The organism is Planctomycetota bacterium, assembly GCA_016872555.1.
In the GTDB taxonomy this organism is placed as follows: Bacteria; Planctomycetota; Planctomycetia; order Pirellulales; family UBA1268; genus F1-20-MAGs016.
In genome coordinates, this window is record VGZO01000001.1 from 1 (window position 1) to 14,407 (window position 14,407).

The 14,407-nt window shown below is 68.2% G+C and carries 20 protein-coding genes and 1 pseudogene; 16 read left to right on the forward strand and 5 right to left on the reverse strand.

The annotated features are described in order from the left end of the window. The first annotated feature begins 236 nt into the window (after nt 1-236). From FJ309_00005 to FJ309_00045, 9 genes and pseudogenes are all read left to right on the forward strand, one after another. Nucleotides 237-603 (forward strand): annotated as a pseudogene (locus tag FJ309_00005) (addiction module toxin RelE). A gap of 82 nt (nt 604-685) precedes the next feature. Further along, nucleotides 686-931, forward strand: coding sequence for a helix-turn-helix transcriptional regulator (locus tag FJ309_00010; GenBank protein ID MBM3952999.1), 246 nt, complete (start codon nt 686-688; stop codon nt 929-931). A gap of 2 nt (nt 932-933) precedes the next feature. After that, complete coding sequence (locus FJ309_00015; GenBank protein MBM3953000.1) at nt 934-1,179, forward strand: DUF2283 domain-containing protein; 246 nt, start codon at nt 934-936, stop codon at nt 1,177-1,179. Next, complete coding sequence (locus FJ309_00020) at nt 1,176-1,442, forward strand: hypothetical protein (GenBank protein ID MBM3953001.1); 267 nt, start codon at nt 1,176-1,178, stop codon at nt 1,440-1,442. The genes FJ309_00015 and FJ309_00020 overlap by 4 nt, the downstream gene beginning before the upstream one ends. Nucleotides 1,443-1,523: 81 nt before the next feature. Then, nucleotides 1,524-1,766, forward strand: a complete 243-nt coding sequence (locus FJ309_00025) for an addiction module protein (GenBank protein ID MBM3953002.1) — start codon at nt 1,524-1,526, stop codon at nt 1,764-1,766. 32 nt (nt 1,767-1,798) lie between these two features. Continuing rightward, nucleotides 1,799-2,074 (forward strand): hypothetical protein, encoded by a 276-nt coding sequence (locus tag FJ309_00030; GenBank protein ID MBM3953003.1) that lies wholly within the window; start codon nt 1,799-1,801, stop codon nt 2,072-2,074. 159 nt (nt 2,075-2,233) lie between these two features. Continuing rightward, a complete protein-coding gene (locus FJ309_00035) occupies nt 2,234-2,458 on the forward strand; it encodes a hypothetical protein (GenBank protein MBM3953004.1) in 225 nt (74 codons plus the stop codon). Then, entirely contained in the window at nt 2,455-2,793 is a 339-nt protein-coding gene (locus FJ309_00040) for a nucleotidyltransferase domain-containing protein (protein ID MBM3953005.1), read from the forward strand. Before FJ309_00035 ends, FJ309_00040 begins: the two co-directional genes overlap by 4 nt. Nucleotides 2,794-2,873: 80 nt before the next feature. Then, nucleotides 2,874-3,650 carry a hypothetical protein gene (locus FJ309_00045; protein ID MBM3953006.1) on the forward strand — a complete coding sequence of 259 codons (777 nt, stop codon included), beginning with the start codon at nt 2,874-2,876 and terminating at the stop codon, nt 3,648-3,650. Nucleotides 3,651-4,025: 375 nt separating this feature from the next. Here the strand turns inward: FJ309_00045 and FJ309_00050 are convergent, their stop codons facing one another. Then, nucleotides 4,026-4,274, reverse strand: a complete 249-nt coding sequence (locus FJ309_00050) for a GlsB/YeaQ/YmgE family stress response membrane protein (GenBank protein MBM3953007.1) — start codon at nt 4,272-4,274, stop codon at nt 4,026-4,028. A gap of 105 nt (nt 4,275-4,379) precedes the next feature. Between FJ309_00050 and FJ309_00055 the strand changes: the two genes are divergently transcribed. Continuing rightward, nucleotides 4,380-4,754 carry a hypothetical protein gene (locus tag FJ309_00055; protein ID MBM3953008.1) on the forward strand — a complete coding sequence of 125 codons (375 nt, stop codon included), beginning with the start codon at nt 4,380-4,382 and terminating at the stop codon, nt 4,752-4,754. Between the two features lie 22 nt (nt 4,755-4,776). On the opposite strand, the gene FJ309_00060 is transcribed toward FJ309_00055, so the two are convergent. After that, a complete protein-coding gene (locus FJ309_00060; GenBank protein MBM3953009.1) occupies nt 4,777-5,916 on the reverse strand; it encodes a hypothetical protein in 1,140 nt (379 codons plus the stop codon). 110 nt (nt 5,917-6,026) lie between these two features. Here FJ309_00060 and FJ309_00065 point away from each other — a divergent pair, with 110 nt between their 5' ends. From FJ309_00065 to FJ309_00090, 6 genes are all read left to right on the forward strand, one after another. Next, nucleotides 6,027-6,392, forward strand: a complete 366-nt coding sequence (locus FJ309_00065) for a DMT family protein (protein MBM3953010.1) — start codon at nt 6,027-6,029, stop codon at nt 6,390-6,392. After that, nucleotides 6,389-6,571 carry a hypothetical protein gene (locus tag FJ309_00070; GenBank protein MBM3953011.1) on the forward strand — a complete coding sequence of 61 codons (183 nt, stop codon included), beginning with the start codon at nt 6,389-6,391 and terminating at the stop codon, nt 6,569-6,571. The genes FJ309_00065 and FJ309_00070 overlap by 4 nt, the downstream gene beginning before the upstream one ends. A gap of 115 nt (nt 6,572-6,686) precedes the next feature. Next, nucleotides 6,687-7,334 (forward strand): hypothetical protein, encoded by a 648-nt coding sequence (locus FJ309_00075; GenBank protein MBM3953012.1) that lies wholly within the window; start codon nt 6,687-6,689, stop codon nt 7,332-7,334. After that, nucleotides 7,331-8,929, forward strand: a complete 1,599-nt coding sequence (locus tag FJ309_00080; GenBank protein ID MBM3953013.1) for a hypothetical protein — start codon at nt 7,331-7,333, stop codon at nt 8,927-8,929. Before FJ309_00075 ends, FJ309_00080 begins: the two co-directional genes overlap by 4 nt. Then, entirely contained in the window at nt 8,926-10,161 is a 1,236-nt protein-coding gene (locus tag FJ309_00085; GenBank protein ID MBM3953014.1) for an FtsX-like permease family protein, read from the forward strand. Before FJ309_00080 ends, FJ309_00085 begins: the two co-directional genes overlap by 4 nt. Next, nucleotides 10,158-11,585, forward strand: a complete 1,428-nt coding sequence (locus tag FJ309_00090) for an ATP-binding cassette domain-containing protein (protein MBM3953015.1) — start codon at nt 10,158-10,160, stop codon at nt 11,583-11,585. The genes FJ309_00085 and FJ309_00090 overlap by 4 nt, the downstream gene beginning before the upstream one ends. Before the next feature lie 17 nt (nt 11,586-11,602). On the opposite strand, the gene FJ309_00095 is transcribed toward FJ309_00090, so the two are convergent. The 3 genes from FJ309_00095 to FJ309_00105 are packed head-to-tail and all read right to left on the reverse strand — an operon-like array spanning nt 11,603 to nt 14,404. After that, on the reverse strand, nt 11,603-12,556 hold the full coding sequence (locus tag FJ309_00095; protein MBM3953016.1) for a sensor histidine kinase: 954 nt from the start codon (nt 12,554-12,556) through the stop codon (nt 11,603-11,605). Next, entirely contained in the window at nt 12,453-13,445 is a 993-nt protein-coding gene (locus tag FJ309_00100; GenBank protein ID MBM3953017.1) for a bifunctional oligoribonuclease/PAP phosphatase NrnA, read from the reverse strand. The genes FJ309_00095 and FJ309_00100 overlap by 104 nt, the downstream gene beginning before the upstream one ends. Further along, nucleotides 13,442-14,404, reverse strand: coding sequence for a bifunctional riboflavin kinase/FAD synthetase (locus FJ309_00105; protein MBM3953018.1), 963 nt, complete (start codon nt 14,402-14,404; stop codon nt 13,442-13,444). The genes FJ309_00100 and FJ309_00105 overlap by 4 nt, the downstream gene beginning before the upstream one ends. Nucleotides 14,405-14,407 lie beyond the last annotated feature (3 nt).

The following is a 14,407-nucleotide window of genomic DNA, read 5'->3' on the forward strand; positions in this document are numbered from 1 at the left end:
GATGAGATGTGGGGGCCTCGGCTGGCGACCCTGGCTCCGTGACATCCCTCTCTCCTGGAACTGCCTTCTTGGGAAACATGACCTGCACCATGCCCCCCTTGAAAACCAACACCGCCGCTTGGTCCCGGGTGGGTTGACGAGATACGGTACATGCGTACACTCTTCGCCATGCGGCGTCGCGAGCGTCGGTGGTTTTCTTGCCTTTTCAGGAAATAGCCCGTAGGCTATAAATGCTCATGTGGACGGCGGCCACGACCGATGTCTTCGATGAGTGGTTCCAGACGCTGGGCGACGAGGAACGGGCTGAGATCGAGGCCAAGGTGAATCTGCTCGAGTTGTTCGGGCCCGCCCTGGGACGCCGACACGCTCAACGGTTCGAAATACCCCAACATGAAAAAAATTCGGGCCGACGTGGCCGACCACACGCTGCGGATCGCGTTTGCCTTCGACCCTTCGCGGGCGGCGATCCTGCTGGTGGGCGGAGACAAGCGCGGCAGGCCGCAGCGGCCGTTTTACCGCCAACTGATCGCCAAGGCCGACATCCTGTATGCCGAACACCTTTCGACGATGAAGAAGCCGACCAAGAAACGCGGAGCAGAGTGACGTGGCAAAGACAGTCCGGGAACTCGTCGCCCGAACGGGCAACGCCAAGACCAAGCGGATCGCCTCGCGCCGCACGCAGGAAATGCTGGCGGAGATGGTGCTGAGCGAGATCCGCGCGGCTCTCGGCAAGACGCAGACTCAGATGGCCCGCGTTGCGGGCATGAAGCAGCCCAGTTGGGCCAAGCTCGAAGGGCAGTCCGACATGCTGATCTCGACGCTAAGCAAGGTGATCAAGGCGATGGGCGGCGAGCTCGAGCTGACGGTGCGATTCCCCCAGGGCCGCGTCCGCTTGAAGCAGTTCGAACTCGAGGCCGCAGCCGGGAAATGACCATGCTGCCCATCGATCCACAAGCCTTTATCGACCTACTCCCCGCCGTGCGGCAAGCGCCCGGGCATTCGATGCAGTGCACGTATGACGAGCCGGCCGACGTGGTGTATGTCAGCTTCAAGCCGGAAGCCGAGGCGACAGACAGCGAACTCGGGCCCGACGATATCGTGGTGCGCTACCGGGGCGACGAAGTGATCGGCCTGACGATCCTGCACGCCAGCCGCCGGACCAGGGGCGCGAGCACATGAAAAGACGGAATGATGACGATGCGGAGATCAGGGCCGACAATGCCCCGCATTCGGAGGTGCCCATTTCGGACGAGAAGGCTGGTCAAGTCGCCCACGACTCTTCGACGATCCGCCCACCCGAATCGAAGCGACGCCTCGGGGGCTCTGCACTGGTGCAGCGCTGGACGGAACTTGGGCTGATCGGCTACCGAACCGACATCACGGACGTGGAGGCCCATTCACGCCGTCTTCGCGACGCGGCCCAACGCCGCACAGCCGGCTGAAACCGAGCCAATAGAAATTATCTTCACGGATGTGCTGATCGACTTTGTGGCGGCGGCAGGAAAACCGGTTACGCTCAGGCCATGCCCATGACCACGCTTCAGGAAATCATCGACGCCGCACGGACGCTCAGCCCGGCTGAACGGCGGCGGCTCGTCGACGCCGTGTGGGATGACGAGCACCCCGAGAACTGGCCCGCCCTCAGCCCCGAATGGCTCGCTGAAGTTCAGCGGCGGTCGGCGGAGTTCGACGCGGGTCGCATGAAGGCCTCCCCGTGGGAGGATGTGCAGGCCCGTGTCCGGCGAAAGGCCGGACTCAATGGCTAAGCTCGTCGATCGATAGCAAGGTGAGGAGTTTCATGGGCATCGAAGTGATTCCCGTCAGCCGCCTGCAGAGTGAGGCTGTCGATGTTCTTGCCAGGTGTTGCGACTCCGATTGCCCGGTGGTCGTCGAGCTGCCTGACCATCGCCTGGTGGCGATCCATCCGCTCGACCCGGATCGTCGGCATGAGGAGGGTGACGAGTCGGAGTCACTCGTCAATGAGCTGCTTGAATCCAGCGAGGCATTTCGTCACCTGCTCATGAAGTCGGCGGCGTCCCCGCGGCGGCCGTTCGTGCCGGGCGAGGAGCCGTGATCTCGGCGCGAACTCGAGTCGCCCGCATTGGCTGACGATCATCGGAGAGCATGTCGTGAGCGCGAAATTTTCGCTGAGCGAACTGCCGACCGCCGCCGCGCACTGCGAGCTTGTGCCGCGAGGCACGGAGCCATGACTCAGGATCAGGGGCAAGAACGAGTGACCAAGCCAATCACACTGGCTGAAATCATTGAAGCGGCGAGGGCGCTGAGCCCCGCTGAACGACTGCAACTCCTCGATGCGATGTGGGATGCCGAACATCCAGAGGCTTGGCCCGCCCTGAGCCCCGAATGGCTGGCCGAGGTCCAGCCGCGCTTCGCGAACGGCTGCGGGAAACCGAATGACTATCCGGCGGGTACAATCGCGGTCGGAGCCATCCAATGATCAAAACCGCTGACGCAGCCTTGCTTGCCGACATGACCCGCGCGATCGTCGCCGCCGTACGGCCGACGCAGATTGTCGTGTTCGGCTCACACGCGAGAGGTGACGCCACCGCTGATTCCGACGTCGATCTCCTCGTCGTCGAGAACGAGCCATTCGGCCCCTCTCGAAGCCGTCGAGCAGAGTTAAGAAGGATTCGTCGCGCACTCTCGCCGTTTCGCGTGCCAAAAGACGTGCTTGACTACAGCCGGGACGAAGTCGAACGCTGGAAAGGTTCATCAAACCACGTCATCCGCACCGCACTGCGGGAAGGCCGGGTGCTCTACAGCGATGAATGATGAGGCTGCACGGCTGATCCGAATCGCCCGGATCAAAGCAACGCTTCGCGACTGGCTCAATCCGGACGGCCAATCACCCGATGTGTGAACTCCTCGGACTCGCGTTCAACAGGCCCGTGTCGCCCGGGCTGTCGTTCCGGGGTTTTCGCCACCGCGGCCGGCGAAACCGCGACGGCTGGGGGCTGGCGGCGATCACGGCCACGCAGCCCACGATCGTCAAGGAACCGATCAACGCCGAGGAGAGTGACACGGCCGCCGCGCTGCCCGATCGCGACCCGCTCCACGCGCCGCTCTTCATCGGCCACGTTCGGGCCGCCAGCCGCGGCCGCGTGAGCCAGGCCAACACGCACCCCTTCACCCGACCGTTGGGCGATGGCACGTTCACGTTTGCCCACAACGGCACGCTCGACGTGGCACGGCTCAAGAAAATGGCCGGCCCAGACTTCACCCCGGAAGGCCAGACCGACTCCGAACTCGCGATGGGCGCGGTGCTCACGTGGCTCGGCAGCGAGCAGGCTGCGGGCGGCCTCGCCGACTATCCCGCCCTCGAGGAGTTCCTGCGGGATCTCAACGCCCTCGGCGATCTGAACCTGCTCTTCTCCGACGGCCGGCGGCTCTACTGCTACCACGACTCGGGCGGCTACAACGGCCTGGCCTGGACGCGGCGGGAGGCGCCCTTCTGCCACGTGAGCCTCCGCGACGAGGACTGGGAGGCCGACCTCGACGAGGAGAAGGAGCCGAATCAGCGGGGCTACGTGCTCGCCTCCCGGCCGCTCACCGACGGCGAGGACTGGACCACCTGCCGCCCGGGTCGGCTGCTCGTCATCGAGCGGGGCTACGCGGTATTCGGCGGGTGAGCTGCTTACGAAATATCCGAACCCTGACGGGTGCAATCGACAATGCCTCCCAAGCTCCAGCATAGGAACCGATGGCTGACCGCCCGGGAGCGGGCCCGGCACGCGAAGGTGCGCGACGCGATCATGGGCGAGTTTCCACCAAAGCGCATGCCCGCCGACACTCGGGGAGGGATTGCAGGGCAAATCCGCGCGGAGCGAGAGGCACGTCAGCTGACCTGGTATGCCCTCGCGAAATGAGCGGGCATTCCCAACCAAGCGACGATCCGCGCGATCGAAGAGGGCAAGGACGTGCGGCTGTCCAACGTCGAGCGGGTTGCCCGCGCCTTGGGCCTGACGCTGGAGCTCGTCCGCTGAAGGCTTGTTCGACCCGGCCGCTCAGATCCGCGAGCGGTTGATTATCCGCAGCCCCTCGATCAGGACGATCGCGCCGACCGTGGCCGTGACGAAGCTGCCGAGCGCACCATCGGCCGAGAGTCCGAGCAGGCCGAACAAAAACCCGCCGAGGATCGAGCCGATCACGCCCATGATCAGATCGGTGACGAGCCCCGAGCCACCCCCCTTCATGATCTGGCTCGCGAGCCACCCGGCCGCGAGGCCGATCAGGAGAAACCACAGCAGATTCATGACGCGAGCCTCCGGAAACCAGGATGACGCCGTTCATCTTACCCTCGGAGCGCCGCGGCAAGCCACGACGGCCCGGCGGGCCTGCAAGGGCTACACTCGGCAATCATGGAGACTTTCCGCCTGCTCTTCTTCACGGCGCTCTGGACCGCGATCTGGGCGGCACCGCTGCCGAAGCTCTCTCGCCGCGTGGAACTGGTGGCCGGGCTGATCCCGTTTGCCGCCTTCGGCCTGCGGGTGTTCGGAGCCTGCTTCATCGCCGTGCCCGCCGACGATCCGGTGCGGATGGCGGTGGCGCCGCTCGTCGACTGGATCAACGGCGCCGCGGGTCTTGTGCCGTTTCAGTGGGTGCTTGACGTCACCGTGGCGATCGGCCTTGTATGGTTTGCGTCGATCGCCAACATCCCGCACCGGTGGCGGCTTGCCACGATCTGGGTCATGCCCGCCGTTGCCCTCGCAAGCCTCGCGATCGGGCGGTCGTAGGGCGACCATCCGTGGCGGAGTGTCACACCGTCGTGGCCACGAGGGCTGCATACACGCGGCGCATCTCATTCTTCGTGAACCGCGGGGCAAGGAGCCGCATCACGGCGGCCTTGTCGGCTGGAAACGCCAGCCCCTCTGCCTTGATCGCCTCGTAGGCGGCGACGACCCGCCCGCGGAAGTCGAGCTCCGCACGCACAGCCGCGATGCATTCCTCGACATGCGGCCGGAAGGCATCGATGTCTTCCGGCGGATACTCCTCGAGCAAGAGCGGCCGCACGGTGTCGAAAGAAAGCACGTCAACCGTCTCGAGCGCGTTCCAGCAGGTGGCGAGCACGGCCTGCTTGTTGATGCCGGTCGCCCAGTGGATCTCCTCGATGCTTTCGGGCTTGCACTTCCAGAGGCTCACGAGGCCCGACGGCTCCGTCACACACCACACGGCCCCCTCCGTGCCGGAAAGCTGCTCGTCGGAGACGCGCACGTTGCGGGCCTCGAGCTCCGCGCGGAGTTTCTGGAAGCGGCCCACCGGATCCTCCTCGGCCCGCAACTCGGCCACGAGCGGGGCCACCGGCACGCTGCCGAGGTCGAGCGCGAAGGGGGCGACGAGCCGGCCCGTCGCCGGATCGACGCCAAAAAGCACGGCCATGGCCAGCGGCTCGTCGTAGGCGATCAGGTGCGGGTTGCGGCCGCCGTAGAGCTCGAAGGAGATTGAGCAGTCGTTGCGGTCCGGCAGTGCCGCGGCCTCCGGATGCCGCTCGAGCAGCTCCCGCCACAGGTCGAGAAAGCCGCCGAACGTGCCGTTGCGAAGCACTGGATGCAGCCGGAGCTTGAATGTCGTCCGCACGATGCCGGCGGCGTCGCGGTAGCGGTAGGCCAGCACGTTGGTGCCGTCGAGCTTCTCGTAGACATGCGCCCGGGCGATCGGCGGAAACCGAAACCGGCCGTCGCGGTCGAACGGATACCGCAGCTTCGGCGTGGCATGAATCAGTTGCGGGCAGGGCTCTTCACCCACGCGGGCGATCACGATCGCCCCGTAGCGGTGGTCTGTCTTGTGGCAGAGAAAGCCCTCGAGCGGCAGGCCGCCGTGAAACGGGTCGGCCACGGCGAAGGGCTGCAGCAGCCCCGGCTGCACGCCGAGCATCTCCGCTGCCTGGTCGATCGTCATGATTGCCGCGCCGAGAAGTTCCTACGGCGATCCTACGCGGATTGTCTCCGCGTCACCTGTATTCAGGCGACGTCCGCCGGCGATGCCGGCTTCACAACGACCTTCATACCATGCCCGTTCTGCTCCAGACCACGCTGCTGCTGATCTGCTCGAACGTGTTCATGACGTTCGCGTGGTACGCCCATCTCAAGGACTTGAGCGGACGGCCGTGGTTCATCGCGGCGCTCGTGAGCTGGGGCGTGGCGCTCGCCGAATACCTGCTCCAGGTGCCGGCCAACCGGATCGGCTACACCACGCTGAACCTCGGGCAGCTGAAGATCTTGCAGGAGGTGATCGCGCTGGCCGTGTTCGTGCCTTTCGCGGTGCTCTCCATGAAGCAGCCGCTGAGGCTCAACTACCTGTGGGCTGCACTGTGCATCTGCGCGGCGGTGTATTTCGTGTTTCAGGATTCACCGAAATCGGCTGTCGGGCCGTGACGCTCCGATCGCCCCACGGCCATCCTGCCGCCGCCGGAGCCCGGCCTGCGTTCAACTGGCGAGCCCTGGCAGACCCTGTCGCCGTGCTCATCACGCCGGACGTGCAACACGTCGTGCCCGCGCTGCCGACGGCAGCGCCGGCCCTGATCGCGGGCGTGAGGGCGCTGGAGAGCTTCTGAAAACGGAGACACCGTTCTTTTTCGCGGCCCGGTGCTCATCCTGATTGTGCTAGAACGATTCCTTGCTACCGAGCCTGTCTGGCCTCGATGTGAGGAAAGGAGCCACGTACACGCCGTGCGGTCGGTCGGACTCCTCATCGCGACGTTCGTCGCCTTGCTCGCCGGGGCTGTGCTCGTTCGCAGTCGTACGGCCCCGCGGCCGATGGAGTACGCCGCGGCCTCTCGGCCGAGCAGGCATGCCGCGCCGCCCGAAGACGTGGCGGCGCTCAATACGTCGGCTCCCCGGCGTGTTCCCGCGTCGCTCGAACGCGTGGTGCTTCCCGACAACCGGCCCGCAGTGATCCTGTTTCTCAAGGCCGATTGCGGCTGCAGTGCCGAGTTTGCCAGGATGCTCACCACGCTCGCCCCGCACCTCGCGCCGCGGGCGTCGTGTCTGGCGGTAATCGAGGCGCAAGACGGCGAGGCCGAGCCATTCCTCGAGTCGACGGGCCTGGCCGTGCCGCACGTGATCCAGTCCGATGGCAGCCTGGCAGCGGCCTGGGGAGTGACCAAGGCGGGCTGCGTGGCGCTCGTGCGCCCGGATGGCTCCGTCGAGACGGTGTGGCCTGGCATTTCGCGGCAGGGGTTTCGCGACCTCGCCGGCCGGCTTGGCGATGCGAATCTCTTTCCCGCAGAATCGCTCGCCGTTCTTCCCGGTCCAACCACGGCCGGCTGCCCGCTCCTTTCGGCTTCGATCGCCCCCTCCCCTGGAATCGCCCGATGAACGACCTGTTCGCCGCCAAACTCGCCCGTCGCAACTTGTTTCGCTACGGAGCCGCTGGTCTCGCCGGCGCAGGCGCGTTCGCCGCCAGCCGTCTGCTGGCTGGTCGGCCGGCCGCGGCGGCTGCAGCCGACAGCCCGCTCACCGAGGATGCGCGCTACGAGGGAATCCGCGAGCAACTCGGCCGGTTCATCCTGCTCACTCCCCAGAAGCTCGGCGGCGGGACACACGCCGTCGACTTGGCCGCGCAGAAGACGCTCGCCTGGATCTCGTATTGGAACTACGGCGACAGCTGCCCCATCTCCCATCACCTGGCGGCGTTTCCCGCCGACTCGGGCGATCCCTACAAGGGCTTCGAGTTCGTCAACACGACCCAGGGGGGCGACAACATCCTGATGTATGGCCTCCCGACGCGGATCCGCGAGAACGGCATGCTCGGGCAGGCCGGCCAGGGCAATCACATCTACCGCGTGGGCTACGACGGCAAGACGGGCCAGATGGACCTCCTCGAAGATATCGCCGAGACGACCGGCATCGGCCTGGGCGTGCACACCGTGCCCTTCCCGGACGGCACCGGCTTCGCCTGTGGCGATGGCCAGAAGGACATCGTGGCCTTCTTCTCGCGGGCCCGCGGCCGCGAGAAGACGACGGTCCTCAACGCCTTCCGCGCCGACTGGCAGCCGAAGGCCGACGACCTCGGCTCCACGTGGACCAAGGGGGGCCGGATCGTGCTCACGCGGCTCGCGCCCAGCCTCGACCTCGGCCGCTACGACCTCGAGGGCACCACCGGCAACAAGATCAATTTCGAGATGGCCCCGATGGCCGAACTGCGGGTGGAGCGCGGCCAGATCCCCGGTAACGATCCGCGCGGGCTCACCGGGCTCGACTTCTGCCTCCACGATCCGGCCGGCCGCTATTCGCTCATGGGGCTGCGGATGTGCGGCGGCGGGTTCATCGTCGACCGCAACACCTTCGAGCCGATCTGCTTCATCCAGGCCAACGAGGGCGTGCAGGACAACTTCCCGCTCACGAAGGTCTCGAGCTCACCAGACACGTGGGTCGTCGACCTGTCGGCCGTGGGCAACCCGATCCATGAGTCGGGTTTCCATCCCGCCGGTAACTACCTCTGCATGATGAACAACCTCCGCGCGAACAACGTGGCGGTGTTCGACACCGCCAACGCGGATCCACGGAAGTGGAAGCGGGTGACGCTCGTCAAGGATCCGGAATGGCAGGGGGAATTCCCGTCGCCGTTTCATCTCAACTACTCGATCGACGGCACGAAGTGCTTCTTCACGATCCTACGGCCGAAGCCGATGAAGTCGGACGTGGTCGTGGTCGACACGAAGACCTGGAAGATCATCAAGAAGTTTCGCAACGTCGGCGTCGACGCCCAGACCACCTGCACCACCTACGACGGCAAGTATGCGATCGTCATCTTCTCCGGGTTCCAACGGATGGAGGCGGGGGCGTTCGTGTTTCGGCAGGACACGCTCGAGCAGGTCGGCTACATGCCCAATTTCGGCGGGCATCATGACTGCGTGATCGTGCCGTCGAAGGTGGAAGAGTTGAAATACAGCCGAAGCTGCACAGTATGACCCCGGGCGGCAGGTCGTCGTCTCTTCCGGTGCTCGCCCGGATGGCGGTGATCGACGTCACCCGCCGCCCGTGGCGGCTCGGCTTCCTCGCGGCTGGCATCGCGCTGGCGGGGGCGGCGGCGTTCGGGGCGCTCGTGTTTCATACGGTGATCGGTCGGTCCCTCGACCGGAGCCTCGCACGGCTGGGCGCGGATGCCGCCATCCTGCCAGCCGGCATCACGGCCAACCTCACTCCCGTCCTCCTCTCGGTCGAACCGTCGGCGGCGACGATCGCTCCGGAGGCGATTCATCGGCTCTCGGCCTCGCCGGTGGTGGCAGCCGTGGCCCGGCAGCGCACGCTCAAACTGGCCGACGCCAGTGGCCACCTGCCGATCGACGTCGTCGTGTTCGATCCGGCGACCGACCTCACCGTGCTGCCGTGGGTGGAGGAGCGGCTCGAGCGACCATTCGGAGCCGGCGACGTGCTCGTCGGCGGGCGGCGGCCGGAGGCGGTGGGCGAGCAGATCGTCGTGCAAGGTGTGGAGCTCGTCGTGCATGGCCGACTCGGCCTCACCGGTGCCGGGCCGTTTGAGCGATCGTGGTTTTTCACGGCCGACACCGCCCGACGGCTCGCCGCTGCAAACGTCGTCACGGCCGATGGCGAACGCGTGGCGGAGGAGCCGCTCGAGTCGCCGAGCGGTGCGATGCTGCGGCTCGTGGCGGGACGAGGCCCCGAGGAACTGCGGTTCGCTCTGGCGTCGGTGCCGGGTGTGCAGCTCGTCGCCGGCAGCGGCAGCCAGATCGCGGTCCGCCAGGCCGTCAAGACACTCGCCGACACGTCGTTCGTCATGCTCCTGGTGGCACTCGCGGCCCCGGTGGTGCTCGTGGGCGTGGCGTATACCGGCATGCTCGCCGAGCGGCGGAGGGAGCTCGGCACGATGCTGGCGCTGGGTGTCCCCCGTGCCGCCATCATGGCCACAGTGGCGCTCGAGGCGGCGATCGCGGCCGTCGCGGGGTCGCTTGCCGGAGTCGTGCTGGCTGCCGCGGCGATCGTCGGATTCATGCGGACAGTCGGGTTCGCACTCGAGCAGCGGGCGATCGCGCTGGCGATGCCGGGGGTTGGGGAATTGTGTCTGTACGCGCTGGCGAGCGGCGTGCTCGTCGCCGCGACGGCGATCATGGGCGCCGCGATCGCTGCCTGGCTGGCGGCGGGACGGCAGCCCTGGACGCTCCTGCGGGGCGACACGGCATGAGCGATCCGCCGATCATCGAGGCGCGGCATGCCAGCCTCACCTATCACACTCGCCGCGGACCGATTACCGCGGTCGACGACGTGAGTCTCGCGATCGCGCCGGGAGAATGCGTGGCGATCCTGGGACGATCGGGTTCGGGAAAGTCGACACTCCTGGCCCTGCTCGGCGGGCTCTGCGCACCGACGGCAGGCGAGGTGTGTTTCGCCGGCCGGCCATGGCGATCACGCACGCAGCGCGAGACGAGCGGCGTGCGGGCGAGCGACATCGGCCTCCTCTTGCAGGATGGCGCACTCCTGCCGGGACTGCGGGCTCTCGACAACGTGCTCCTTCCCGCCGCGCTCGCCGGCAAGCCGCGCGGCTCGCTGGCGACGCGGGCCGAGGAGCTGCTCGAGCTCGTCGGCCTAGCCGATCGATGGGACGCCTATCCAGCGGAATTGTCGGGCGGGCAACAGCGCCGCGTGGCCCTCGCCCGGGCCTTGGCCGCGGAGCCTGCCGTGATCCTCGCCGATGAGCCAACCGGCGACCTCGACGCGCTGGCGGCGGCGGAGATCACGGCCATGCTCGCGCGTGTGCGAGCCGACCGTTCCCCGGCGATCGTGCTCGTGACGCACGATCCGGCCCTGGCGGCGATCGCTGACCGCCGGCTGTGGATGGAACGCGGCAGATGCACGGAGGTGACCGACGCCGCGACACCGCCCCTCCCGCCTGCGGCAGTTTTTCCGGTGCTGCGGGAACTGACCGGCGCGGCGGTGTTCGAGCCGCCCCCGGCCGACCTTGCGCCCCTCCGACCGGCGATCAGCGCGGGGAGCCTTGCCCGGTCGTGGCTGCCGTTCGTCGGTGGGCTCGCAGTCGCGGCGGCGGTCGTCGCCCTCGTCGACGGGCTGATCGCCGGAAAACAGGAGGTGGTCGTTCAAACCGCGCGGGCACAGCGGCGGCTCGCCGAGGAGATGGCGATGCAGGATCTGCGGGCCGATATCGACGACGTGGTCGTCGCTGCCGATGGCACAGCCACCGTGACGGCGTTTCTCCAAAACTTCCGCCCGGAGCATCCGCTCCACGTGCTCGGCCCGGCGCTCGAGGTGGGCATCCAACGCGATGGCCGCTGGGAGACTGTTTCCAGCGAACTGGAAAAGCCTCCCACCACCATCCGCACGATCGGGAGCGACAAGACGCTCGTGCCGCTCACGTTCTCGGTGCCGGAGGGGACGTACGACGAGCTTCTGCGGGGATACCTCCACGTGCGGATCGGCGCGGCGCTGGTGGTGAGCGATCGGCCCGACGGCACGGGCGACCTCTTCGAGCGGCTTGACGCCTACTACATCTATCTCCGCGATCCGCGGCGCACGGAAAACGAGATCCGCCGCGCAAACGGCTGGGGCGACAAGGCGACCGTGCCGCTGTGGATCGCGATGCCGTCGCACTGACCGCGAAGCCTCGGCCGTCACGCCTTCGCGCCGCCCGTCGGGATCGCGCGGACCTGCAGGGGTAGGTCCGCGCGGACCCGGGTGCCGCGGCCCGCGCCGCTGTCGATCCGGAGCGTCCCGCCTGCCAGCCGCACCCGCTCCGTCATCCCGATGAGCCCGAAGCCCCGTGGTCCGACCGCGTCGACGTCGAACCCCCGGCCGTGGTCCTCCACTTCGAGCCGCAGGCCGCCGTCGATGTGCCGCAAAGACACCACTGCCCGGTCCCCGCCGCTGTGCTTCCGCACGTTGTTGAGCGACTCCTGCGTGACGCGGTAGATGGTGGTCTGGAGCGACGGGGAGATCGCCGCGAGATCGGCGTCGATCCGGCTCTCGACACAGACGCCCATGTCGGTGAACTGTTCGGCCAGGTCCTCGAGCGCCGCTCGAAGGCCGAGATCGTCGAGGAGCGGCGGCCGCATGCCACGGACCACCTGTCGTCCCTCCTCGATGCCCTTGCCGAGGTATGCCAGTACGGTGTCGGGCACGTCGCTGCCGGGCCGCGTGGGGTGGTCATGCACGAGGCTCTCCAGCAGCATCCGCGAGCCGATCGCGTATTGCAGCAGGCCGTCGTGGATATCGTGGCCGATGGTCTGCTTCTCGTACTCCTGCGCTTCGATCAGGTTTCGGAGGATCTCTTCCTTTCGTGCGAGCGCCCGTGGCATCGGTGCGAAAGATGCCTGTGGGGCATTTTTCGGCCAGGGCCCGAAACTCCTCCCGTCCCATGCGCAGCTGCGACTCGGCGAGCTGGCGGTCGACGATCTCACGTTCGAGGTTGGACAGCTCCCGCGTGCGCCCCTCGAAGGCTCCATCTCGGCGTCGCTGGCAACGCTACATCCCCGCGCTCCACGCCGCGTCGACGGCGGCCGTGACCTTCGCCGCGGCCTCGGCGAACGGGCCCGGGAGGATCGTGCCGGCCGCGGCGCGGTGGCCACCGCCGCCGAACGTCGCCGCCAGTGCCGCGGCGTCGACGTGGCAGCGGCTGCGGAAGCTCACCTTCACGCGCCCGTCGGGCTGCTCGATGAGGATCATCGCCAGCACCGTCCCCTTCACCGCCAGCGTGAGGTTGACGAGATCCTCGGTGTCGCTCGGCACGGCGCCGGCCGCCTCGAGATCGGCCTGGCGGACCCGCGACGTGATCACCGCGCCGCCGTGGCTCGTCTCGGCGCCGGCAAGCGTCAGGCCCACCAGATGGAGCCGGCCGATCGAGTCCTGCTCGAACAGCTCGCGGTAGATCGTCGGCGGGCTGGCGCCGGCGTCGACGAGGCGGGCGGCGAGGCGGAAGGTCTCGGCGCTCGCCGACGGGAAGCGGAACCCGCCGGTGTCGGTCGACAGGCCGGCGTACAGCGGCGTGGCGATCGCCTCGGTGAGCGGCACCTTGAGCCGCATCCCGATCTCGGCCACGATCCGCGCCGTCGCCTCGGCCGTGGGGTCCTTGAACCACCGGTCGGAGAGGTCGTCTTCGCTGACGTGGTGGTCGACGACCAGGACACGCGGGCGGTGGGCGCGGATCACCTCCCCCATTGCCCCGAGCTGCGCCCAGGCGCTGGTGTCGAGGACGATGAACAGGTCGGTGGTGGCCAGCGCCGCCTGATCGACGCCGCCGGCGAGCGACTCGATCCGCTGCCAGGGATCGATCCAGCGCAGCGCCGGCGGGGTCGCCTGGGCGTTGACGATCCGGACCTTCTTCCCCTTCGCCTCGAGGATCCCGAGCATCCCCAGCTCGCTCCCCAGCGCGTCGCAATCGGGGCGGACGTGGCTGGTGAGGACGACGGTGTCCGCGGCGGCGAGCACGTCGAGGAGTCCGCCCCAGTCGAGTCTCACGTCGCCTCCGCGGATCGGGGGACCGGGGTCCGGGCCGCCACCTCGGTGGCCCGCGCGGTGTCGGCACGGAGCTGGCCGACGAGCTCCTCGACACCGGCAAAGTGGCGAGTCTCACGGACCCGCTCGAGGAAGTCAACGGCGAGCGTCTGGCCGTAGAGGTCGCCCGAGAAGCCGATCAGGTGGACTTCGATCGCGCGCGACTCGACGCCGAACGACACCGCCGGCCCGACGTGGACGGCCGCCGGATACGGCGCCGCCGGACCCGCGCCGTCGCCCACCCAGGCCCGCGCCGCATAGACGCCGTCGGCGGGGATGAGCGTGGCGACCGCGGCGAGGTTCGCCGTCGGGAAGCCGAGCGTGCGCCCGCGCTTCGCCCCCTCCACGACCGTGCCCTCGATCCGGTAGGGCGCCGTGAGCAGCGCCGCGGCGTCGGCGACGGCCCCCTCGGCGAGCAGCCGGCGGACGCGCGAGCTCGACACCGGCGCTCCGCCGACCGCCACCGGGGCGACGACGTCGACGACCACGCCGTCGGCGGCCCCGAGCGACGCCAGCAGCGCCACGTCGCCGCGCCGCGCGGCGCCGAAGCGGAAATCCTCCCCCTCGACGAGCACCGCGGCGCCGAGCCAGCCGCGCAGCAACCAGGCGTAGAACGCCTCGGGCTCGAGCGCCAGCAAGCGCCGGTCGGCGGGCTGGACGACGATGGCGTCGACCCCCAGCTCGGCGAGCAATTCGGCGCGGCGCCGCGGCGTCGACAGCGGCTCGGGCGCGCTGTCGGGGCGGAGCAGCGCCGCCGGATGGGGATCGAACGAAACCGCCACCGCGGGGAGGCCGCGGTCGGCCGCCGCCTCCACCAGCCGGCGCACGATCGCCGCGTGGCCGACGTGGACGCCGTCGAAGTTGCCGACCGTGGCGGCGCACCCCGGCGCCGCCGGCGTCCACCGGCCCGTGGCCGAGAACACGCG